Here is a 22,097-nt window from a genome sequence, read left to right as displayed (position 1 = left end):
CTTTGTTACGTTCCCTTCCAAAAGCGGTCGTTCGTCGGCCGCTTTTTCGCTTTAATACGGTAAAGTAGTGCCAGGTGGATCGTGGGGCGCGACTCGGTTCGGCGCCCTGTTTTCGTTCGAAAGGGGAACATCGTGCGCACTATTGGCAAGCGCGAAGTCGAGGATATGGCGGTTGGTGCCGCGGTTCTCGCATCGGGTGGCGGCGGCGACCCGTATATCGGCAAGCTCATGGCCCTTCAGGCGATTGACGAATATGGCCCGTTCCAAATGATGTCGCTCGACGAATTGCCCGATGATGCGTTCGTCTGCGCGTCGCACATGTTGGGCGCGCCCACGGTGCTCGTGGAGAAGGTGCCCAACGGCATGGAAGGCGTAGGCGCTGTTGACGCGCTGGAGAAGCGCCTGGGCCGTAAATTCGACGCCATTATGCCGCTCGAAGCGGGCGGTCTGAACTCCCTTCTGCCGTTCCAGGTGGCTGCGGCCAAGGGCGTGCCCATCGTCGACTGCGACGGCATGGGCCGCGCGTTTCCCGAGCTGCGCCATGTGACGTGGACGCTGTTCGACATTCCCGCGTGCCCGGCTGTGGTGTGCGACGAAAAGGGCGACGTGGTTACCGTCGAGGCCGTTGATAATGCGTGGGCCGAGCGCCTTTCGCGCAACGCGGCCATTACTACGGGCGGCAGCGTGTTCATGGCCGACTACGCCATGACGGGCGCCCAGGCCAAGAAGGCCTCTATTCCTGGCACGTCGACCTACTGCGAGCAAATCGGCCGCGCCATTCGCGAGGCCCACGAGCAAAACGTCGATCCGCTGCCGGTGATTCTCGATTTGCTCGGTGCATTCGAGCTGTTCCGCGGCAAGCTTGACGACGTCGCGCGTCGAACCGAGGGTGGCTTCGTGCGCGGCTATGCGCATTTCGCGGGCATCGACGATTATGCGGGCCGCGAATGCGAGCTGCGCTTCCAAAACGAGCATCTGCTCGCCAAGTCGGGCGACGAGGTGCTGTGCTCAGCCCCCGACCTCATCGCCGTGCTCGACATTGAAACGGCGTTGCCCATTACCACTGAGGGTATGAAATACGGCGCGCGCGGCGTGGTCATTGGCATTCCCGTGCATGAGCATTGGCGCAGCGAGCGCGGCCTCGAAATCGCCGGTCCCCGTTACTTCGGCTACGACATCGACTTCGTTCCCGTTGAGGAGCGCGTTGCCGAAAGCGCGAACGAGCAGTAGGTTTTTCTGGATGAGCCAGCGGGGTTCTGGCGCGTTGAAGGTGTCGGAGTTTGACGTTTCTCGAAGCGGCTTGGCGGTCGTTTTCGGAAATGGAAAGCTTGTAGGTTCCAACGCGCTACGCAAGCTCGCATCGGCATAGATATATGAAGGGATAGACACGATGTCCAACAAAGACTGGCGCATTGGCATCGACGTTGGTGGCACCAACACTGACGCCGTTGTTCTTGACGAGAACCTGAATCTTATCTCGGCTGTGAAAAGCCCCACGACCGAAGACGTTATGAGCGGCATCGAAAACGCTATGGAGGCCGTGCTTTCCGGCGAAGGCGTCGATCGTTCCCGCATCGGCTACGCGATGCTCGGCACGACGCACTGCACGAATGCCATCGTTGAGCGCAAACGTCTCGATCGCGTTGCCGTGATTCGCATCGGCGCGCCTGCGACGCGCGCCATCAAGCCCATGATCGACTGGCCGGCAGAGCTGCGTGCGGCCATCAACGACCAGTGGTTCCTCGTGGGCGGCGGGCACGAGTTCGATGGCCGCGAAATCGCCCCTCTCGACGAGGACGAGCTGCGCCGCATTGCGAACCAGGTGAAGGGCGAATGCGACAGCGTCGCCATCACGAGCGTGTTTTCGCCGGTCGACGCAAGCCACGAGACGCGCGCCGCGGCCATCATGCGCGAGGCGCTCGGCGACGATTTCCCTATTTCCATTTCGAGCGAAATCGGCAGCGTGAGCCTGCTTGAGCGCGAAAACGCCACCATTCTGAACGCGGCGCTCGTCGACGTTGCGAAAACCACGTCGGAAAGCTTCATCGCGGCGCTTGCGGGCGAAGGCATCACCGATGCCGAGGTGTACCTGTGCCAAAACGACGGCACGCTCATGAGCGCCGAATACGCCATGCGCTACCCGATTCTCACCATTGCGTGCGGCCCCACGAACTCCATTCGCGGCGCGTCGTTTTTGACGGGCTTGAAGGACGCAGTGGTCGTCGACGTGGGCGGTACCACTACCGACCTGGGCGTTTTGACGCACGGCTTCCCGCGCGAGAGCATGCTTGCCGTGGAAATCGGCGGTGTGCGCACGAACTTCCGCATGCCCGACATTATTTCGATCGGCCTTGGCGGCGGCTCGATTGTGCGCCAGCATGAAGATGGCACCGTGACCGTCGGCCCCGATTCGGTGGGTTATCGCGTGACGAAAGAGGCGCTGTGCTTCGGCGGCCAAACGCTTACCGCGACCGACATCGTTGTGGCAGCAGGTGCTGCTGAAGGCGTGGGCGACCCTGCGCTCGTGGCCGATTTGGACCCGGAGCTCGTGAAGAAGGCCCAGGCCGTCATGACCGAGATGGTCGAAAACTGCGTCGACCGCATGAAGACGAGCGCGGGCGATATCGATGTCATCCTCGTTGGCGGCGGCTCCATTCTGGTTCCTCGCGAACTCGAAGGCGTGGCCCGCGTGCTTAAGCCGAACAACTTCGGCGAAGCAAACGCCGTGGGCAGCGCAATTTCCCAGGTGTCGGGCCAGATCGAGCGCGTATTCTCGCTCGACAAGCTTGGCCGTGCCGAAACGCTCGAGGTCGCGAAGGGCTTGGCTACCGAAGAGGCCATTAAGGCCGGTGCCGACCCCGATTCGATTCAGATTGTCGAAGTGGAAGACGTGCCGTTGGCCTACCTGCCCGGCAATGCGACTCGCGTGCGCGTGAAAGCCGTCGGCGACCTGAAGATCTAATTGCTTTCGTCGTTCGCTGTCGTTTTCGCCGTGGTCGTCCGTTTCGCCTACGACCACGGCGGACTACCGCTTCGCCTTCGGCTTCGCTATGCGTCCGCCTGGCGGTGTTTAACATTGAAATGAAATTCAAGCTTGAACACCGACGGTCTAAGACGAAATAGACGACCATGGCGGAAGCTTCCTCAATGTTGCACTCGCCGCAACCCATGCTCGCTGACTTTTGGTGCGAACGGGTCTTCCAGAAATGATGGGGCGTCTCGCTTCGCCGCGACGGGCTTATCTTAAACCGTCGGCGTTCAGACGTGCCTTTTCTTTGTAATTGAAACGCCGCCGGGTGATTGCATGGCGAGCGAAGCGAGCGGTAGCGAACCGTGATCGCAGGTATGCCTGTCACGGCGAAGCAAGGCGGACGAGTTGAGTTGGGCTTGGCCCAACTCATATTCTTTATCGAAACGCTTTAGCACTACAGTGCACTAGAGTGAAAGGAACGCCCCGTGAGATATTTGGGCGAACAAGAAGTTGAAGACATCGCGATGGGTGCAGCCGTTATGGCATCGGGCGGCGGTGGCAACCCCTATGTGGGCATTCTCATCGCGAAGCAGTGCGTGGCTGACAATGGCCCCATTCCGCTGCTCACGCTCGATGAATTGTCCGATGACGCTCGCGTCGCGGTGTCGATGGGCCTTGGCGCGCCTACGGTGCTCGTCGAAAAAGTGCCCGCCGGCCCCGAGCCTGTCTATGCGCTCGAGGCGCTTGAGCGCGAAGTGGGGCATACCTTCGATGCTCTCATTCCGTCCGAAGCGGGTGGTTGGAACTCGCTGCATCCTATGCTTCCTGCGGCGCAGCGCCACATTCCGCTGCTCGATGCCGATGGTATGGGCCGTGCGTTCCCTGAATTGCAAATGGTGACGTGGTCGATGTACGGCCAGTCGGCGAGCCCCATTGGCGTTGCTGACGAGCGCGGCAATACGCTGCTTGTGCATGCGGCTACGAATAAGTGCGGCGAAGATTTGTGCCGTGGTGCCACGGTGGAAATGGGCGGCAATATTTCTCTCGCGTGCTACGGCATGACGGGCGCCGAGGCCAAGGCGCACAGCGTGGCCGGCACCTATACGTTGTGCGAAAACGTTGGCCGCATTCTGCGCCGCGCACGCGACGAACGTTCCAGTGACATTTCCGAGCTTTGCGAGGCGCTTGGGGCGGTGGAGCTGTTCCGTGGCAAGGTCGAAGACGTGGAGCGCCGCACCATCGGCGGTTTTGCGCGCGGTTTGGTGCATCTGGAGGGCATGGATACCTACAAGGGTGATGTGCTCGATGTACGTTTCCAGAACGAATTCCTCATCGCGGAGCGCAATGGGGAAGTGGTGTGCACGGCGCCCGACCTTATCGCCATGTTCGATAGTGAAACGCTCACGCCCATCACGGGCGAAGCCTTGAAGTACGGCTGCCGCGCGATCGTGCTGGGCATTCCCTGCGCGCCGCAGTGGCGCACGCCCGAGGGCTTGGCCACGGTTGGTCCCGCCGTCTTCGGCTACGATGGCGTGGAGTTCGTGCCCGTCGAAGAGCGCTGCCAATAAAGCACGGCATGCGATGTGGCATGCGATGTGGCATTGCGCGGCCCGTGGTGGGTTTTCGCCGCAAATGCGTTAAGGGAAGAAGGTCTGAAAAGAGAGAAACACTTTCGGCAATGCTTCTCCGAAAGCGTTTCGCTGTTATACGAGACGAGCCCAATCGGGCTAATGGCCTGGCGGGGCTCGTTTTTTGTTTATGGCAAGGGTATTTGTTGTACATGTGAGCCGTGATTGCTCTCTTATTCGATATCGATTGCATTTGCGAGATGAGCTCTTGTCTATGGGGCGATTCTTAGCCCGAGGCGTGACCTCTGTCCATGGCAGGAAATGCGAGAAGGGGGCCTCATTGCATAGGAATCGTATTTCTATGCCAGGAATGGCGACTATGGGGCCTGTTTTTCGCGGGGCGGAACTTCGGTATGAAATTGATGTTGCCTCCCATCAGGCAAAACGTATTCCTCGTCGCGGACCACTCGGCTTTTCTTGAGTTATTGACCCTGCAGAAGGGCCTCATTGTGCCATTTTCTGTCACGACGCCACCGTTCGGACGCAATGGGCGATTCGGAGGAGCACGGCGTCGTTGCGCAACACCCCCGTCGTTTCCCTACGGGCGTATGCTATTCCCTTATTGCCGCATGTCGAATCTTCGTTGCGCCTCCTGTCGCCGCATGCTGAATCTCCGTTGCGCCTCCTGCGGCGTTAACGCCTTCGAAACACACATTACACTTCGCTGTAACATGCGTGTCACGTTCGTGAAATGCTGCACCCATATCCTAGAAACACTACATTCGCTACCCAGCCCTTGCGGCGCGGCGCATCGCCACGTGCCCGTCGCGACGAGGCCGCCACGCCTCGAATTGCCCGGGTTGGGCCAATGGGGGAAACGAGGTGCAGCATGCACTATGCTGAAACGCCGCAGCAGGCGGCAGCCCGCGCACGCGCGCTTGGCAGCCGCGGCCTGCGTGAAGGCGACGTGCGCATTCCCGCCGGATGCGCCATTGCCGGCATCATGGACAAGTCTGGCGCGCGCCACGACGGATGCGACATTCTGAAGGCCATCGCGCTCATGCACGATCGCAGCAATGGCTTGGGCGGAGGCTTCGCCGCGTATGGCATCTATCCGGAATACGCCGATTTCTACGCGTTCCACGTGCTCTATGAAAGCCATGAAGCGCGCATGAATACGGAAGCGTATCTCAACGAGCATTTTCTCTCCGAAAAGCAGGAGCGCATTCCCACCGCCACGGTGAAGGCGATCAAGAACCCGCCCGACACCTGGCGCTACTTCCTTACCCCGCACCCGTCGCACCATGAGCTTGAACTGGGCGAATTCGACGAGCAGGAATACGTCATGCAGTGCGTGTTCTACATCAACGCCCACATCGATGGTGCGTTCGTCGCAAGCTCGGGCAAGAATATGGGCGCATTCAAGGGCGTGGGCTACCCCGAAGAAATCGGCGAGTACTATCGCATCGACGAATACAAGGCTTGGCTGTGGACTGCGCACGGGCGTTTTCCCACAAATACGCCTGGCTGGTGGGGCGGCGCGCATCCGTTCACGCTTTTGAACTGGTCAATCGTGCACAATGGCGAGATTTCCAGCTATGACACCAACCGCCGCTACGTCGAGCAATTCGGCTACGACTGCGCGCTGCAGACCGATACTGAAGTCATCACCTATCTGTTCGACCTGCTCGTTCGCCGCCACGGCTTCTCCCAGGAAATGGCCGCGCACATCATGGCGGCCCCTTCGTGGGATGCCATCGACCGCATGCCGCCCGAACAGGCCGAATTCGAAACGGCGCTGCGCTGCGTGTACTCCGACGCGCTCGTGAACGGCCCGTTCTCGGTCATTCTGGGATCCGAGGAAGGTCTGCTGGCGCTCAACGACCGCCTGAAGCTGCGCGCGTTGATGGTCGGCGAGAAAGATTCCATGGTGTATCTGGCCAGCGAACAGGCGTCCATCGAGCTCGTGTGCCCCGATGTCGAGAATGTGCGCTCCATCGAAGGCGGCGTGCCGTTCGTGGTGCAGCTCGACGAAGTCGCGCGCGCCAAGCAGAACGCCGCTGCGGAAAACGAGCCCGACATCCATCAGCAAACGCGCATCACCCGAAAGGAGGCCTAAGCCATGCTCGATTTCACGTATCCGCGCTATAAGGTCGAGCGCGACCCCAACCAGTGCATTCAATGCGGCGTGTGTGCGCGTCAGTGCGCTAACGAGGTGCATACGGTCGATACCGACTTGGGCCGCGTGATTGCCGATCACAAGAAGTGCGTGAACTGCCAGCGTTGCGTGGTCATGTGTCCCACGAACGCGCTCGCCATTACGAATTGGCCCCAGGTCGGCAACGGTTCGAACAACTGGAACCTTGCCGCCATGCAAGACATCGCCAAGCAGGCGCAAACCGGCGCTGTGCTGCTTTCTTCCATGGGCAACCCCCAGCATTATCCGATTTACTGGGACCACCTGCTGCTCAACGCGAGCCAAGTCACCAACCCTTCCATCGACCCGCTGCGTGAGCCCATGGAGACCCGCGTGTTTTTGGGCAGCCGCCCCGAGGCGCTGCGCATCAACGAGCGCGAGCGCAAGGTGGTCTCGTCGATGCCGCCCCGCATCAAGCTCGACGTGCCCATTATGTTCTCGGCCATGAGCTTTGGCTCCATTTCGCTGAACGCCCAAAAGTCGCTCGCCATGGCGGCCGAAGAGCTGGGCACCTATTTCAACTGCGGCGAAGGCGGCCTGCATAAAGACCTCGAGAAATATGGCGACCATGCCATCGTGCAGGTGGCGTCGGGCCGTTTCGGCGTGGATATGCACTACCTCGAAACTGCGGCGATGATCGAAATCAAGATCGGCCAGGGTGCAAAGCCTGGCATCGGCGGACACCTTCCTGGCGAGAAAATCAACGACGAAGTGTCCCGCACCCGCATGATTCCGAAGGGCACCGACGCCATTAGCCCCGCGCCGCACCATGACATCTATTCCATCGAAGACTTGCGCCAGCTCATTTTCAGCCTGAAGGAGGCGACGCGCTACACCAAGCCCATTTCGGTGAAAGTGGCTGCCGTTCACAACGTGGCCGCCATCGCGAGCGGCATGGCCCGCGCGGGCGCCGACGTGATCGTGGTTGACGGCTTCCGCGGCGGCACGGGCGCAGCGCCGGCCCGTACGCGCGATAACGTGGGCATCCCCATTGAGCTTGCGCTTGCGAGCGTTGACCAGCGCCTTCGCGACGAGGGCATTCGCAGCCGCGTGAGCCTGGTGGCCGCCGGCTCCATTCGCAACTCGGCCGACATCGTGCGCGCCGTTGCCCTGGGCGCCGACGCCGTATACTGCGCAAGCTCCGCGCTTATCGCTCTGGGCTGCCATCAGTGCCAGGCGTGCGCGGGCGGCAAGTGCAATTGGGGCATCGCCACGCAGCGCGCCGACCTCACGAAGCGCCTCAATCCCGAAATTGGCGCCGAGCGCGTGGTGAATTTGGTCCGCGCGTGGAACCACGAGGTTCAGGAGCTCATGGGCGGCATGGGCATCAACGCCATCGACAGCCTGCGCGGCAATCGACTCATGCTGCGCGGCGTGGGCCTGAACGAGAAAGAACTCGAGATTCTGGGCGTGAAATACGCAGGGGAGCAGTGATCGGCATGAAGAGGATTTACGCGATTCCCGAATGGTGCGTGAATTGCCGCCGTTGCGAGGTGGCTTGCAAGGCGCAGCATTCGCCGTGGCCAGGAAACATCGTGAAGGCGTTTACGCTTGCGGGCGATGAAATCTACAACCGCGTGCGCGTCGAGGGCGACAACATCGTGAGCTTCGCGGCGAATTGCCGCCATTGCGCCAAGCCAAAGTGCGTGGAAGGCTGCATTTCGGGCGCCATGCAACGCGACCCTGCAACCGGCGTGGTCACGAGCGACCCATCGCGTTGCGTGGGCTGCCGCACGTGCGTGAGCATGTGCCCCTTCGGCGCCATCACGGTTGTTCCGTCCCCTTTGGGCGTGAAGTCCATTGCGTTGAAGTGCGATTTGTGCGGCGACGGCGCGGGTGCGCCGGGTGAGCCGAGCTGCGTTGCGGCCTGCCCGAATCGCGCGCTCATTTACGTGGAAAGCGAGGCGATGTAGCATGGCGCACCATACGTGTGATTACTTGATTATTGGCAATTCTGCGGCGGGCGTGACTGCGGCGGAATTCCTCTCTGCGGCTGCGCCGGATAAGAGCATCATCATGGTTTCCCATGAGCCGTATCGCTGCTACGGCCGCCCGCTCATCTCGTATTTGCTTGAAGGCAAAACCGATCGCGAGCATCTCGATTACAAATCGGCCGATTTCTACGAGAAGCGCGGCATCGAAACGCTGTTCGGCGCTGAGTTTGAAGCCGTGGCGCTCGATGCGGCGGCCCATGAAGTGAAGCTTGCGGGCGGGGAAGAGATTTCCTACGGGAAATGCCTGCTCGCTACGGGCTCCGTTCCTTTCGTTCCTCCTATTGCCGGCATGGAAGGGCGCGCGAACGTGCATACGTTCATTACGCTCGACGATGCGCTGGCGGCTTGGGACGACGTTCGTGCAGCAACTGAGCGTGCGCATGCGGAAGGCCGTGAAAGCCGCGTCGTGGTGATCGGCGGCGGCCTAATTGGCATGAAGGCGGCCGAGGCGTTGAGCCACCATGCCGACCGTATCGACGTGTTCGATCGCAGCCCGCGCATTTTGCCCGCTGTGCTCGATGCGGACGGTGCCGCGATTGTTTCGCGTCTTGTGGAGCCGCATGGCATTTTCTGCCACCCCAGCATGTCGGTCGACGAGATGCTCGGTGAAGGCGAGCGCGTGACGCATGTGCGCCTGACCGATGGTTCCGACGAGGCGTGCGATATGGTTATCGTCGCGGTCGGCGTGCGCCCGGCGAGCAAGCTCGCCGTCGAGGCGGGCGCCGAGCAGGGTCGAGGCCTTATATGCGGGCCCGATTTGCAAACGAGCCTGCCCGATGTGTACGCTGCGGGCGATGTGACCCAGGTGACCGATACGCTCGACGGCAGCGAGCGCCCCTTGGCGCTGTGGCCCAACGCCGTTCGTCAGGGCCGCATTGCCGCCATGCACATGGCGGGCGTGCCCGGTGCCCTTCCCGATGAGGGCAGCTTCGCGGTGAACGCGGTCGATTTCTTCGACATCACGCTTCTGACCTCGGGAATCATCAATCCGCCAGCCGATGGCGACTTCGATGTTCGCGTAGAGGTCGAAGACGACGAATATGTGAAATTCGTCATGCGCGACGGCAAGCTTGTGGGCTACGTGCTGCTGAATCGACCCGATAACGCGGGCATGTACACGGCGATGATCGAGCGCGGCGTGCCCGTGGCATCGCTTGCCGATGATACGTTTGACCGCGTTCCTCTCAATATCGATTTCCCGCAAGGAGCCGCACGTATGCATCGCGGCTATCCGTCGACGCTCAACGAGCTTGGTTGGCCCAAGGCAGAAGGCGAGGAATAACATGGCAGAATTCGGAAACCTTCCCACGACCGAGCCCGTTGTCGAAAAGCTCGATGGCAAAACGGTGGTCACGCTCGGCACGGTGCATTTCACCGAGGGCAACGCCGCGGTGCGTGCAGCTCTCGAAGACGCCGATGTGGTGGAGCTGCGCGAAACATTCGCCCAGCGCTATCTTGGGTGCGGCATGCCCGCGGGCAAGCGCCTCGAGATCCATGGCGTGCCCGGCAACGACATGGCGTGCTACATGGATGGCGGCGAAATCGAGGTCTTCGGCAATGCCCAAGACCAGGTCGCCAACACCATGAACGATGGCGACATCGTGATTCATGGGCGCGTGGGCGATGCTGCGGGCTACGGCATGCGCGGCGGCCGCATTTTGGTGCGCGACGGCTGCGGTTGGCGCGTCGGCATTCACATGAAGCAGTATGGCGACAAGGCGCCGGCTATCGTGATCGGCGGAGACGCCGGCAGCTTCCTGGGCGAATACATGGCCGGCGGCGTGATTGTGCTCATGGGCACGGCGGGCCCGTATTTGGCAACGGGCATGCATGGCGGCGTGATTTACCTGAAGCATGTGCTCGACGAACGCGATATTCCCGCTGGCCTGGTGCAAGAGCCGGTCGATGAGCACGATTGCCGCGTGCTCGCGCGCTTGCTTGGCGAATACAACGAGAAATTCGCCGAAGAAATTGGCGGTCCGGTCGATGTCTCGGGCGAGGGATTCTTCCGCCTGCGCCCCGCAAACAGCCGCCCCTACGCCAGCATGTACGCGAACTGATGGTGCGCCGTTCTGACGAACGATGCACTTGCTTGACGCTGCGCGGGATTCCGACGGTGTATTTCGTAGCCAGCTGAGCTGGCTACGCCCGCTCGGGCGCGGAAGTTTGGGATTGAATATGCCGTTTGGGCATATTCAATGGCTCGCGTACCGAAGTACGCGTCGCCTCGGCCTCGCTCGAACTACACTCGCCAGAAGCCAGAATCCCGCTCGCTGACTTTGTTCGCCCAGCGGCGGCTCGTTTTGATCATTCTATCGGCCCGCGACAACGTGGCGACCGCGTGGCCGTTTTTGGCCGGGAGAGCCTTGCGCCTCCCGGCCCTTCTTGTATCTGGGCGGCCTCTTGGGAAACTCGCACGTTTCGTGAAGGTGTGCTGAAATTCGCGAATTACCCGCATTTCAGCGGGATACTCCTTGTTCACGTGCGGAAATCGCGCGCGAAGAACTACCCAAGGAGTCCAATTCTATGCCTCAGGCATCTGCGAAATCGAACACTGTCCAATCTGGCAAGTCCAACGAACCTATTTTCACGCCGCGCTTCATTGCCGGCTTTGCGGTGAACTTCATTCTGTATATGCAGTATTACGCGCTCATGGTCGCCATGGCGGGCTATTCCGCCATGCAATTCGCGGCCGGAGCAACCGAGGGCGGCTTCACGGCGAGCGTCTTCATTTTGGGCGCGTTGTGCTCGCGCTTGTTCTTCGGTGGCGCGATCGACAAGGTCGGTCGTGGTCGCGTGCTCGTCGCGTGCATGACGGGCGAGGTTGCGTGCACGCTTCTCTATTTGGCTTTTGAACACGTGCCGGCAATTGGCGTATTTATCGTGTTGCGCTTCTTGCACGGCGCGTTTTATGGCCTGTCGCAAACAACGGTCACGTCTATCGTGAGCAGCGCCGTTCCGCTTTCCCGCAAAGGCGAGGGCGTGGGTTATTACATGCTTTCGGTCACGCTCGGCGCGGCGCTTGGCCCTCTGATGGGCTCGGCGTTCTCGAATGCGGGCGACTTCGATATGCTCTTTATCGCGTGCTTGGGCATGATCGCTGTAGGGTATATCGCGGCGCTCGGGGTTGTTTTTCCTGGTCGCAAGCAACGTGCGGAAGCGGCCAAGGCTGCTGGGGCGACCAGTGCGGCCAATGGCGCGAATGGGGCGGAAGCGACCGGCGCTGCCGAAAAGGCCGGAGCGGCCGAGAGTGCCAGCGATGCCAGCAAGCCCGCGAAAAAGCACAGGCTCAGCCTGGCGAATTTCATCGAAGTGCGCGCGCTGCCCGTGTCGGTGGCCATCATGGTGGGCTACCTCGCGTATGGCGCCCTTATCACGTATATCAATCCGTATGCGGCCGAAGTGGGGCTTACGGGTGCCGCGAGCTTCTTCTTCGTGTCATATTCCATCGCCATGTTCGTGACGCGTCCATTCACGGGGCGATGGTTCGATTCGGCTGGCGATAAAGGCATCATGACCTTGGGTTTTGCCTGTTTGGGCGCGAGCATGCTCATCATGGGCTTCGCGCAAAACGGCGCCATGCTCCTTGTGTCGGCGGCGCTTGCTGGCGTGGGCGTTGGTTCGGTGCAGCCCAATGGCCTCGTGCTTGCCATGCGTCGTTGCCCTGACGATCGTCTCACCGCCGCGAATTCCACCTATTTCGTGCTGCTCGACGTGGCTATTGGGCTGTGTCCCTTCTTGGTTGGCTGGATTGCGCCCGCGTTCGGTTATCGCGTGCTCTTCCTGGTCATGGTGCCCGTGGTGGCGGCGAGCTACGTCGTGTACATGGCGTTTCGCCGCGCTGGCCTTATTGCGGGGAAGAAGAAGTAGCGCACATCGCCCATTGTTGTATGGCGCGAAAACGCTGGCAGCAACCTCGGTGTGAAACACGGTTAAGGCAAATTGCGTTCGCTGCGTTTCTTGCGGTGCGCCGTCCTTGCTAGCATTGTGTAATCGAGAGGCCTCAAGCGCTGTCTCATCTTCTGTATTGTTCTATTGCGATTGGATGCGTTCGATTCGGGCGTCCAATCGCGTTTTGCTTCCAAGGGCTATTCCGGCTGCGATTCCAGCGCGGCGTAGGCCGCATCGTCGACGGGCTCGAGCCATTCGTTGGAGCAGTCCTCGCCGGGATACTCGAATGCCAGGTGGCTGAACCAGCTATTCGCGGCGGCGCCATGCCAGTGCTTGACGTTGGCGGGGATCTCGACGATATCGCCGGGGTGCAGGCGCTGCGCGGGCTTGCCCTCTTCCTGGTACCAGCCCTCGCCGTCGACGCAGATCAATACCTGTCCGCCGCCTTTGCTCGCGTGGTGGATATGCCAGTTGTTGCGGCAGCCCGGCTCAAAGGTGACGTTATGGATGGGCAGGTAATCGCCCGCGGCGGTCAGCGCGTTGAGATAGCTCTGCCCGATAAAGTACGGCGCGAATGCGTCGTTGGGCTCGCCGAGGCCAAACATTCCGCCGTGGGCCTCAGGGCCGTCATTTGTGTCGGCATCGTCGTCATACACTTCTTTGGCCATGTTGAAGGCCGCCCAGGCGTTGGGCCAGCCGGCGTAGAAGGCGATGTGCGTGAGGATCTCTGCCATCTCCTCGCGCGTCACACCATTCGTGCGCGCGCTGGCCAGGTGATACTTGAGCGAGCTGTCGGTAATGCCCTTGCCGATGAGGGCGCTCACGGTGACGATGCTGCGCAGTTTGAGCGGCAGCTTGTCCTCGCGGTTCCAAACCTCGCCAAAGAGGATGTCGTCGTTCAGGTGCGCGAACTCTGGAGCGAACTCGCCCAGCGCGTCGTGGCCCGCGGTCTGTTTGATGTTCATGGTGGTTACTCCTTTGACGTACGTGAACAGCACCCGGTCGAGACGCTGCGCAGCTGGTAGATGAGATAGTCAAGGCATTCGAGCTTCTTTTGCTCCGAGTGGATGCTCTCGAGCAATTCGCGACGATATTGTTTGAGAAGGCACATGCGTGCGCAGCCGCTGGCGGCCGAGGCGTACTGCTCGATGAGCTCTTCGCTGCAGCCGGCGTCGCGGAGGTTGTCGACGATGTTGCCGTCCATGGTCCTACCTTGAGGTCTTGACTTTGGTGGTGCCGGCGAGCGGCTTCTCGCCCGGGCGACTCTTGGGCCCCACGAGTGCGTGCGGCTGATAGAGCTCCTCGAGGAAATCGACCTCGGCGGTGGAGAGCGTCAGATCGAGCGCGGCTACGGCGTCGTCGACGCGTTCGGGCTTGGAACAGCCCACGATGGGGGCCTCGATCCCCCGCGCCCAGTGCCATGCCAACGCAACTTGTGGCATGGGAACGCCGTGACCGGCGGCAACCTTGGCCACGCGCTCGACGATGGGCATGTCGATGGTGCGGTCGTGGTCGTATTTGTTGACCATGGTCTTGTCGGTGGTGCCGCGCGTGCTGGCGCTCTCCCATGTGGGGCGGCAGAGATGTCCCGACGCCATGGGGCTGTACGGCGTGATTGCCATGTCGAACTGGCGGCACACGGGAATCATCTCGCGTTCGTCCTCACGGTAGAGCAGGTTGTAGTGGCATTGCATGCTCGTAAAGGGCGTCCAGCCGTTGTCGCGCGCGACAATCTGCAGGTTATGCAGCTGGTAGGCGTACATGGCGCTGACGCCGAGCGCGCGCACCTTGCCCTCGCGCACCAGGTCGTTGAGCGCTTCCATGGTCTCTTCCATGGGTACGTCGTAATCGAAGCGATGGATGATGTAGAGGTCCAAGTAATCGGTGCCGAGGCGTTTGAGCGAACCCTCGATCTCGCGTTTGATCGCTGAGGAGGAAAGGCCCCCTTCGTTGAAGTGGACCTTGCTGGCCAGCACGACGTCCTCGCGTGCGATCCCCAGGTCGCGCAGCGCGGCGCCGATGTATTCCTCGCTCGTGCCGAAGCTGTAGCAGTTGGCGGTGTCGATGAAATTGACGCCGAGGTCGAACGCGCGCTTGATGACGGCGCGAGTGTCGTCGGGGCCGATGGTCCACTGATGGAAGTCGGGGCTGGCCTCGCCAAAGCTCATGCCGCCCAAACAGAGCTTGGAGACTTTGATGCCGGAATGTCCGAGGGCGGTGTATTGCATGATGCTCCTATTTCTGGTTCTCGACGTCGGGATGCCAAGTGACATAGTGCGCGAGCTTCTCGGGCGTGCGCTCATAGAAGCGTTTCCCGCGATCGAGGGTTGCTATGGCGGTCATGTCGCTATCCGTGAGCTCGAAGTCGAAGACATCGATGTTGTCGGCGATGTGCGTCGGGTTCTTGGAGCCGGGGATGACGATATTCCCCTCTTGGATATGCCAGCGCATAATGATTTGAGCAGGTGTTTTGCCATATTTGACAGCAAGATCGCGCACGACGGGCTCGTCCATGATGTCGCTGTTGCCGCGCCCGCCGAGCGGGTACCACGCCTGCAACGCAATGTCGTGCTGGGCGAGCAACTTCTTCAGCTCGGTCTGCGGGAAATACGGATGGCACTCGACCTGAATGAGGGATGGGACGATTTCGCAATTCGCGAGAAGCTTTTCGATTTCGTTCTCGTTGAAATTGGAGATTCCGATGGCGCGGAGCTTGCCTTCTTTGTACGCGGCCTCAAGCTTCTCGTAGCCCGCCAAATAGTCGCCTGCGGGTTGGTGCAGAATCATGAGGTCGATGTAAGGCGTGTCCAGGCGCTCGAGCGTTTCGCCGACGGCGGTGTCGCTGCTGTAAAAACAGGGCCAGAGTTTGGTTTCGAGAAACACCTTTTCACGCGGCAGGTCCGATTCGCGCATGCCACGACCCACTGCCCGCTCATTCACGTATGCATTGGCGGTGTCGATGAGCTCATATCCCATGCCGAGTGCTGAGGTGACCGACGATTGGGCATCGTCGGGTTTAAGCAGATACGTGCCAAGCCCTAGCTGGGGGATTTTGACGCCGTTGTTGAGCGTGATGTAGTCCATGTGTGCCCTTTCTCGATGGTGCTCTTCCGTAAAGATACTTCTGGCATTTGTTAATGTATATTGCCTATAGCGACTTGCTAGGTATACGGAATACGTATGGAAAACGAAACGGACCGAACGGGGTTTTCCGCTGTCCGCGAAGGAGCAAACATGGAGCTGCGAACGTTGCGCTATTTTCTGGCGGTGGCGCGCGAGGAAAACATGACCGAGGCGGCAAACGTGCTGCATGTGACGCAGCCGACGCTGTCGCGTCAAATTGCCGACCTTGAGCGCGAACTGGGCGTCGAGCTGTTTGAGCGCACCAATCGGTCGTGCATGCTCACAAGCGACGGCATGCGCCTGCGCCAGCGTGCCGAGGAGATCGTCTCTCTGGTGGAGCAGACCGAGTCGGAATTGGCGGATCGGGAGCTCGGCATTGCGGGGTCTATACGCATTGGGGCGGGAGAAACCCAAGAGGTGCGAACTGTGCTCGAGACATTCGCGGGCCTTCATAATGAGCATCTAGGTGTGACAATCGATTTGTATACGGGCAACGCCGATGCGGTTGAGGAGCGCCTCGAAAGAGGACTTATCGACTTCGCGCTGCTTCTTGAACCCGTTAATTTGGATAAATATGAATGGTTGCGCATGCCGGCGGCCGATCGTGTGGGCGTGGCCGTGGCGGCGTCGGGTCGCTGGGGATCGCTTTCTTCCGCCACGCCAGCCGATGTGGCGAGCATGCCGTTGCTTCTCAGCTCGCGCACATCGAACAAAGCGGTCAATTTGGCGGCGTGGTCAAATGGCGTTTTGCGCCCCGAATCGCTGAACGTGGTAGGGCACTTCGACCTTATAGGAAACGCGTCACATCTTGTGCGCACTGGCGAAGCGTGCGCTATGGGTATCGACCACCTGCTGCAGGTGGATGAAAGCGCCGACCTGCGTTTTGTCCCGTTCGATCCGCCGCTTCAGATTGCCTCGTTTCTTGTGTGGAAGAAGTATCGCCTACGCTCGCGCGCCTGCGAGGAATTCCTTCGGCGCATGATGGAAGTGGAAGGGGTTCTTCCGCATAGCGCGAAGTGAGATGGGCTTGCCAAGTGCTTGGTCGGGCGTGTTGGGGAGGGCGTGGGCTTGGCCAAGAGCGTACGCACGAGCCGAACAGTCCAGTGGACTGTTCGTGCGGGCTCAGTTATCGTCTCTTGGACAAGCCCACGCCCTCCCCAGCGTTCAAGGGGGCTCTTCGTCTGCATATCTCCACTTCCTTGTGGATTTCTCTTGCATTGCGCCTGCAAGGTCGTATAATGCCATGGTTTCTATATTTCACATGTCCGAGCGACCTAGCGCCGCGAGTGGCCACCGAAAAAGGCTGCGGTGTCGGGGATGACCTCGGGCAGACGCTTAACGAATGGAGAATGACATGGCGAAAATCAGCGTCAAGTCCCTGCTCGAAGCAGGCGCTCACTTCGGTCACCAGACCCGTCGTTGGAACCCCAAGATGAAGCCGTACATCTTCGGCAACCGTGGTGACATCTACATCCTCGACCTCAAGCAGACCCTCGTTGGTCTCGACCAGGCTTACACCTTCGTCGAGAACACCGCTGCCAAGGGTGGCACGGTTCTGTTCGTCGGCACCAAGAAGCAGGCCCAGGAAGCTGTCGCCACTCAGGCTGACCGCTGCGGCATGCCTTACATCAACGCTCGCTGGCTCGGCGGCATGCTCACCAACTTCGTGACCATTCGCTCCCGCGTTCAGCGCATGGAAGAGCTCGAGGCCATGGAAGCCGACGGCCGCATGGAAGTTCTGCCCAAGAAGGAGCAGATCCTGCTCAAGAAGGAACTCGCCAAGCTGCAGACCAACCTCAACGGCATCCGCAACATGAAGAAGCTCCCCGACGCTATCTTCGTCGTTGACACCAACCGTGAGCAGCTCGCTATCCACGAGGCCAAGCGTCTTGGCATTCCCGTGGTGGGCACCCTCGACACCAACTGCGACCCCGACGACGTCGAGTTCGGCATTCCTGCCAACGACGACGCCATCCGTTCGGTCAACCTGCTCTGCACCTTCGTTGCCGACGCTGTGATCGCCGCTACTGGCGCTCCCGTCATCGAAGAGCAGATGGCCGCCGAGGCCGAGGCTGCTGAAGCCGCTGCCGAAGTTGCTGCTGAGTAAGTAATTAATTTACGCATACGTTGAAAGCCCAGTGCTTTCTACCAATACGTAGAGGTCGGGCCCTGTTTCTGAAGAGCGAAGCGGGGCCCGTTTTTCCAAGAGAGAACTTGAGAAAGGAACCGCAAAGATGGCAAACATCACCGCTTCCATGGTCAAGGAACTGCGCGAAATGACCGGCGCAGGCATGATGGAGTGCAAGAAGGCCCTCGCCGAGGCCGACGGCGACATGGACGGCGCCGTTGACGTTCTGCGCACCCGTGGCCTTGCCGCTGTTGCCAAGAAGGCCGGCCGCGCCACCAACGAGGGCACCGTTATGGCCCTGGTTTCCGAGGACGGCAAGACGGGCGCTCTCGTCGAGCTCAACTGCGAGACCGACTTCGTGGGCATGAACGAGAAGTTCAAGGCTTACGCTGAGAAGATCGCTCGCGCCGCTGTCGCTAACAAGCCTGCCGATCTCGACGCCCTGAAGGCTTCCGAGATTGACGGCGAGACCGTCGAGGCCGTTGTCGCCGACTGCATCCATGTGATGGGCGAGAACACCCAGCTCGCTCGCTTCGCTACGCTCGAGGCTGACGCTGTGTGCTCTTACATCCACATGGGCGGCAAGATTGGCGTTCTGGTTTCCTTCGCCACCGAGGGCGTTGACGCCACCGCTCCCGAGTTCGCTCAGTGCGGCCGCGACGTTGCCATGCAGGTCGCCGCTGTCGACCCCATCGCGACCTCTCGCGAAGATGTTGCTCCTGCTGTTGTTGAGCATGAGATGGGCATCTACAAGGCTCAGGCTGCCGAATCTGGCAAGCCCGAGGCTATCCAGGAGAAGATGGCTACCGGCCGTCTGCAGAAGTTCTACAAGGAGCAGTGCCTTGTTGAGCAGGCGTTCGTGAAGAACCCTGATCAGAGCGTTGCTGAGTACGTTGACTCCGTTGCCAAGCAGCTCGGTGGCTTCATCAAGGTCACCGGCTTCAAGCGCTTCGCGCTTGGCGAGGCTGCCGAATAATCGACGCCTTTACGATGCCGGCCTTCGGGCCGGCATTTTTATTTGCGCGGATTACGGCCATGCGCGAAACCTGAAAGGCAAGACGCCCGCGAGATTACTGCACAGTGTCGACCAGAAAACCCTTGCTGCGTGCGCAGTGGGGGTTTTCTTGTTTCGGGCTTCGTCCCTTTAACGACGCTTCCGTTCGTGCGACAATAACAGCTTGCATATACGCCGCCGATACGTTGGGGGCGCAAACGATTGCGGAGGTAATCTTATGGCAAAAGAGAAAATCGTCGTCGAAGGCGGAACGCCGCTTGCGGGCGAGGTGCATATTTCGGGCGCGAAGAATTCGGCCCTCAAGCTTATCGCGGCGGCCCTTTTGGGCCAGGGCGAAAGCGCCATTCATAACGTGCCTCTTATTTCCGACATTGTGGTTATGTCGAAGGTTATCGAGACCCTTGGCGGCAGCGTTCGCCGCGATGGCCACACGCTGTATGTCGACACTGCTGGCGTTGATACATGGGAAACGCCGTATGAGCTCGTTTCGAAGATGCGTGCATCCATTTCGGTTCTCGGCCCCTTGGTGGCTCGTTTCGGCAAGGCTCGCGTTGCCATGCCGGGCGGTTGCAACCTGGGTGCTCGTAAAATCGACATGCATATGGTTGGCATGGAGGCGCTTGGCGTTCATTTCCATACCGACCACGGCTATATCGAGGCAAGCACGCCCAACGGCTTGCATGGTGCATACGTTGCGCTCGATTTCCCCAGCGTGGGCGCCACGGAAAATACCATGATGTGCGCCGTGACGGCTCAAGGCCAAACGGTTATCGAGAACGCGGCTCGCGAGCCTGAAATCGAAGACCTTGCGAACATGCTCAATTCTATGGGCGCTCGCATTTCGGGCGCTGGCACGGCTGAAATCATCATCGATGGCGTGGAGCTTTCCAGCTTGCATCCGTGCGAGCATTCCACGGTTGGCGACCGCATTGAAGCGGGCACCTTCCTCGTGGGCGGCGCGCTTACGGGCGGCCCCGTTACCGTTCGCGGCATCGATCCGAGCTTCTTGCGCATGGCGCTTATGAAGCTTTCCGCCATGGGCTGCTCGGTCGATGTGGGTGACGATTCCATCACGGTTTCGCGCAAGGGTCCTCTGCTGCCCACCGATATTCAAACGCTGCCGCATCCAGGGTTCCCCACCGATTTGCAGGCGCAGTTCATGCTGCTCGCCTCTGTCGCGAACGGCAACTCCGTGATTACCGAGAATGTTTTCGAAAACCGCTTTATGTTTGCCGCTGAAATCGGACGCATGGGTGCCGAAATCACCATTGAAGACCATCACGCGGTTGTTGAGGGCGTGCCTACTTTGCAAGGCGCAAGCGTGAAGGCGACCGACTTGCGTTGCGGCGCCGCCTTGGTGCTTGCCGGCATTTTTGCCGAGGGCGAAACTCAGGTGCACAACATTTATCACATCGATCGCGGCTACGAAGACTACGTGGGCAAGCTCACGGGCCTGGGCGCGAATGTTCGTCGCGTTCCCGACGAAGACGATATCGACTGGTAGCGCAGGTGTTGCATGTCGCGTAAACCATCGAGCCACAACTACAAGCGATTGTCGAACCGCGTGCGCGAATCGACGATCGAGACGCACGTGTCGGCGCCCCGCCCTTCAGTGGGGCATCGCAAGGGCGCGAATCAGCGTTATGCTCGCTCGGCAGTGCGCGGCGAGATTCATCAAGTGCTGCCGAACACCACGACGCGCGAAGATCGCTTTGCCTATGAGGCGCGCATGAACCGACGTTCGTACGTCGAGCGAAATGTTGCCGCGGGCCGAAGGCGCAAAATCGCGCTCGTGGCTGCGCTTGCGGTGCTTATCGTGATCGTCGCGTGCGTCGTCGCATCGTTCGTTTTCGTGAACGGCATCAACTCTCGCCTCGTGCTCGACGATTCTTCGCTGAAATCGGCCCTCGTTGCCGATTCGGGCGAGGGGAAAGCGACGTATTCGCTGCTCTGCGCCGATTTTGACGATGGGGAAGACGGCTCGTCGCCCGATTCGATTGTCGTTATGCGCACCGATCCCGAAGCGAATACCGCCTACGCGATTTCGCTTCCCTCGAGCACGCGCGTGTCGACCAATGGCTCCTCGCGCACTTCCCTCGGCGAAATTCGAGCCTCCGAGGGCACCGTCGGCTTGGTCAACGCCGTGAACGATTTGCTCGGCATCAAGCTGTCCCATTATGCGACGATTGATGCGCATAACTTCGCCGAGCTCGTTGACGAGCTTGGCGGCATCGATGTCAATCTTCCCGAAGATATCGTCGATGCCCAGGCGGGCGATATGAAACTTTCGGCAGGCGAGCAGACTCTCAACGGCGAGCAGGCGATTTTTGCCTGTCGAGCAGATGATTATGCCGTGAACGCCGAAGAGACGCGCGGCAAGGTGCAGGCGCTCGTGGCGGTGGCCCTTATGCAGAAGGCGACCTCGGTAGAGGGCGGGCTTGGCTACTATATGCGCATGGATGGCCTTGCGAACCTCGTGCAAACCGACATGGACGTAAAGGCAATCGGGGCATTCCTCGAAGGCATTCGCTCCATTTCGACCGAGAATATGCAGGTTGCGGCTTTGCCCACGTATTCCGCGCAGTCGAGCGGGAAAACATATCAGGTGCCCGTCGACGATGCGATTACGGAAATGATGGATCGCATTCGCGCTGGTGAGACGCCGCAGGCCGACGCTGCCGACGTGTTGGGCTCTATCGATGCGGGCAGCTACACGGTTTCGGTTTACAACGGCGGCGACGTTGTGGGCGCGGCTTCAGAAGCGGCCGACATGTTGCGCCAGGTCGGTTTCAACGTGACCGATACGGGCAACACCTCCATGCAGGTATACGACGAAACGCTCGTCGTATACGGCGATGCCGATAAGGAAAATGCCGCCAATGCCGTGGTGGCTGCTCTTGGCATTGGCCGCACGCTGCAAGATACCGTTCATTATTCGTTCGACACGAACGTGTATGTGGTCATCGGCAAAGACTGGCGCACGGTGCTCGCCGCGCGCAACGAAACGGTCGACGAAGACGGCAATATCGTGCCTCTTTCGCAAAAGGATGCCTCGGCAACTTCGAGCGAAGCATCGAATTCAAGTGCGTCGAGCGATTCCGACGTCGAAGCGGAAGGTTCGTCCGCTGCTGCCGTGAATAGCGCGGCATAGCCTGTAGGCGAAACGCAATCACGCCCCGCCTTAGCGCGGGGCGAGTTTTTAGAAGGGGA

General features: G+C 60.3%; 18 protein-coding genes. 14 read left to right on the top strand and 4 right to left on the bottom strand.

Annotated features, from left to right (window positions below):
• Positions 1-132: 132 nt before the first annotated feature.
• The 9 genes from Q0D41_RS08320 to Q0D41_RS08280 all read left to right on the top strand — a co-directional run bounded on the left by Q0D41_RS08320 (position 133) and on the right by Q0D41_RS08280 (position 12,600).
• Positions 133-1,230: a DUF917 domain-containing protein gene (locus Q0D41_RS08320; RefSeq protein ID WP_294377793.1), complete on the top strand. Its 1,098-nt coding sequence runs from the start codon at positions 133-135 to the stop codon at positions 1,228-1,230.
• 160 nt (positions 1,231-1,390) lie between these two features.
• Entirely contained in the window at positions 1,391-2,962 is a 1,572-nt protein-coding gene (locus tag Q0D41_RS08315) for a hydantoinase/oxoprolinase family protein (RefSeq protein ID WP_294377790.1), read from the top strand.
• A gap of 494 nt (positions 2,963-3,456) precedes the next feature.
• Positions 3,457-4,539 carry a DUF917 domain-containing protein gene (locus tag Q0D41_RS08310; protein WP_294377787.1) on the top strand — a complete coding sequence of 361 codons (1,083 nt, stop codon included), beginning with the start codon at positions 3,457-3,459 and terminating at the stop codon, positions 4,537-4,539.
• A gap of 889 nt (positions 4,540-5,428) precedes the next feature.
• Positions 5,429-6,658: a glutamine amidotransferase family protein gene (locus Q0D41_RS08305; protein ID WP_294377784.1), complete on the top strand. Its 1,230-nt coding sequence runs from the start codon at positions 5,429-5,431 to the stop codon at positions 6,656-6,658.
• Between the two features lie 3 nt (positions 6,659-6,661).
• The gene (locus tag Q0D41_RS08300; RefSeq protein ID WP_294377781.1) at positions 6,662-8,170 is read left to right on the top strand and encodes a glutamate synthase-related protein; all 1,509 of its coding nucleotides are present in this window, start codon (positions 6,662-6,664) and stop codon (positions 8,168-8,170) included.
• Between the two features lie 5 nt (positions 8,171-8,175).
• Positions 8,176-8,649 (top strand): 4Fe-4S dicluster domain-containing protein, encoded by a 474-nt coding sequence (locus Q0D41_RS08295; RefSeq protein ID WP_294377779.1) that lies wholly within the window; start codon positions 8,176-8,178, stop codon positions 8,647-8,649.
• Between the two features lies 1 nt (position 8,650).
• Positions 8,651-10,012: an NAD(P)/FAD-dependent oxidoreductase gene (locus Q0D41_RS08290; RefSeq protein WP_294377776.1), complete on the top strand. Its 1,362-nt coding sequence runs from the start codon at positions 8,651-8,653 to the stop codon at positions 10,010-10,012.
• A gap of 1 nt (position 10,013) precedes the next feature.
• A complete protein-coding gene (locus tag Q0D41_RS08285) occupies positions 10,014-10,790 on the top strand; it encodes a glutamate synthase (protein ID WP_294377773.1) in 777 nt (258 codons plus the stop codon).
• A 466-nt stretch (positions 10,791-11,256) separates the two neighbouring features.
• A complete protein-coding gene (locus Q0D41_RS08280; RefSeq protein WP_294377771.1) occupies positions 11,257-12,600 on the top strand; it encodes an MFS transporter in 1,344 nt (447 codons plus the stop codon).
• A 218-nt stretch (positions 12,601-12,818) separates the two neighbouring features.
• On the opposite strand, the gene Q0D41_RS08275 is transcribed toward Q0D41_RS08280, so the two are convergent.
• From Q0D41_RS08275 to Q0D41_RS08260, 4 genes are read right to left on the bottom strand one after another with little or no spacing between them, the layout of a single operon-like run.
• Positions 12,819-13,586 carry a carboxymuconolactone decarboxylase family protein gene (locus Q0D41_RS08275; RefSeq protein ID WP_294377768.1) on the bottom strand — a complete coding sequence of 256 codons (768 nt, stop codon included), beginning with the start codon at positions 13,584-13,586 and terminating at the stop codon, positions 12,819-12,821.
• A gap of 5 nt (positions 13,587-13,591) precedes the next feature.
• On the bottom strand, positions 13,592-13,825 hold the full coding sequence (locus tag Q0D41_RS08270; RefSeq protein WP_294377763.1) for a hypothetical protein: 234 nt from the start codon (positions 13,823-13,825) through the stop codon (positions 13,592-13,594).
• Positions 13,826-13,829: 4 nt separating this feature from the next.
• Positions 13,830-14,894, bottom strand: a complete 1,065-nt coding sequence (locus Q0D41_RS08265) for an aldo/keto reductase (protein WP_294377760.1) — start codon at positions 14,892-14,894, stop codon at positions 13,830-13,832.
• Complete coding sequence (locus Q0D41_RS08260; RefSeq protein WP_294377759.1) at positions 14,857-15,705, bottom strand: aldo/keto reductase; 849 nt, start codon at positions 15,703-15,705, stop codon at positions 14,857-14,859. Before Q0D41_RS08260 ends, Q0D41_RS08265 begins: the two co-directional genes overlap by 38 nt.
• A 150-nt stretch (positions 15,706-15,855) precedes the next feature.
• Here Q0D41_RS08260 and Q0D41_RS08255 point away from each other — a divergent pair, with 150 nt between their 5' ends.
• The 5 genes from Q0D41_RS08255 (at position 15,856) to Q0D41_RS08235 (ending at position 22,038) form a co-directional block, all read left to right on the top strand.
• Complete coding sequence (locus Q0D41_RS08255) at positions 15,856-16,764, top strand: LysR family transcriptional regulator (RefSeq protein ID WP_294377757.1); 909 nt, start codon at positions 15,856-15,858, stop codon at positions 16,762-16,764.
• 334 nt (positions 16,765-17,098) lie between these two features.
• Positions 17,099-17,851 carry a 30S ribosomal protein S2 gene (rpsB, locus tag Q0D41_RS08250; protein ID WP_294377753.1) on the top strand — a complete coding sequence of 251 codons (753 nt, stop codon included), beginning with the start codon at positions 17,099-17,101 and terminating at the stop codon, positions 17,849-17,851.
• Positions 17,852-17,978: 127 nt separating this feature from the next.
• A complete protein-coding gene (gene tsf, locus Q0D41_RS08245; protein WP_294377748.1) occupies positions 17,979-18,848 on the top strand; it encodes a translation elongation factor Ts in 870 nt (289 codons plus the stop codon).
• Positions 18,849-19,104: 256 nt separating this feature from the next.
• The gene (murA, locus tag Q0D41_RS08240) at positions 19,105-20,391 is read left to right on the top strand and encodes a UDP-N-acetylglucosamine 1-carboxyvinyltransferase (protein WP_294377745.1); all 1,287 of its coding nucleotides are present in this window, start codon (positions 19,105-19,107) and stop codon (positions 20,389-20,391) included.
• 12 nt (positions 20,392-20,403) lie between these two features.
• Positions 20,404-22,038, top strand: a complete 1,635-nt coding sequence (locus Q0D41_RS08235; RefSeq protein ID WP_294377744.1) for an LCP family protein — start codon at positions 20,404-20,406, stop codon at positions 22,036-22,038.
• Positions 22,039-22,097 lie beyond the last annotated feature (59 nt).

Origin of the sequence: uncultured Slackia sp. (assembly GCF_934630525.1) — a bacterium.
GTDB lineage: Bacteria > Actinomycetota > Coriobacteriia > Coriobacteriales > Eggerthellaceae > Slackia.
This window is presented reverse-complemented; position numbering and strand designations above follow the sequence as displayed.

Coding starts and splice junctions, on each gene's coding strand:
- Q0D41_RS08315 (WP_294377790.1), top strand. CDS start 1,391: ATGTCCAACAAAGACTGGCGCATTGGCATCGACGTTGGTGGCACCAAC.
- Q0D41_RS08305 (WP_294377784.1), top strand. CDS start 5,429: ATGCACTATGCTGAAACGCCGCAGCAGGCGGCAGCCCGCGCACGCGCG.
- Q0D41_RS08300 (WP_294377781.1), top strand. CDS start 6,662: ATGCTCGATTTCACGTATCCGCGCTATAAGGTCGAGCGCGACCCCAAC.
- Q0D41_RS08295 (WP_294377779.1), top strand. CDS start 8,176: ATGAAGAGGATTTACGCGATTCCCGAATGGTGCGTGAATTGCCGCCGT.
- Q0D41_RS08290 (WP_294377776.1), top strand. CDS start 8,651: ATGGCGCACCATACGTGTGATTACTTGATTATTGGCAATTCTGCGGCG.
- Q0D41_RS08285 (WP_294377773.1), top strand. CDS start 10,014: ATGGCAGAATTCGGAAACCTTCCCACGACCGAGCCCGTTGTCGAAAAG.
- Q0D41_RS08280 (WP_294377771.1), top strand. CDS start 11,257: ATGCCTCAGGCATCTGCGAAATCGAACACTGTCCAATCTGGCAAGTCC.
- Q0D41_RS08275 (WP_294377768.1), bottom strand. CDS start 13,586: ATGAACATCAAACAGACCGCGGGCCACGACGCGCTGGGCGAGTTCGCT.
- Q0D41_RS08270 (WP_294377763.1), bottom strand. CDS start 13,825: ATGGACGGCAACATCGTCGACAACCTCCGCGACGCCGGCTGCAGCGAA.
- Q0D41_RS08265 (WP_294377760.1), bottom strand. CDS start 14,894: ATGTCACTTGGCATCCCGACGTCGAGAACCAGAAATAGGAGCATCATG.
- Q0D41_RS08260 (WP_294377759.1), bottom strand. CDS start 15,705: ATGGACTACATCACGCTCAACAACGGCGTCAAAATCCCCCAGCTAGGG.
- Q0D41_RS08255 (WP_294377757.1), top strand. CDS start 15,856: ATGGAGCTGCGAACGTTGCGCTATTTTCTGGCGGTGGCGCGCGAGGAA.
- rpsB (WP_294377753.1), top strand. CDS start 17,099: ATGGCGAAAATCAGCGTCAAGTCCCTGCTCGAAGCAGGCGCTCACTTC.
- tsf (WP_294377748.1), top strand. CDS start 17,979: ATGGCAAACATCACCGCTTCCATGGTCAAGGAACTGCGCGAAATGACC.
- murA (WP_294377745.1), top strand. CDS start 19,105: ATGGCAAAAGAGAAAATCGTCGTCGAAGGCGGAACGCCGCTTGCGGGC.
- Q0D41_RS08235 (WP_294377744.1), top strand. CDS start 20,404: ATGTCGCGTAAACCATCGAGCCACAACTACAAGCGATTGTCGAACCGC.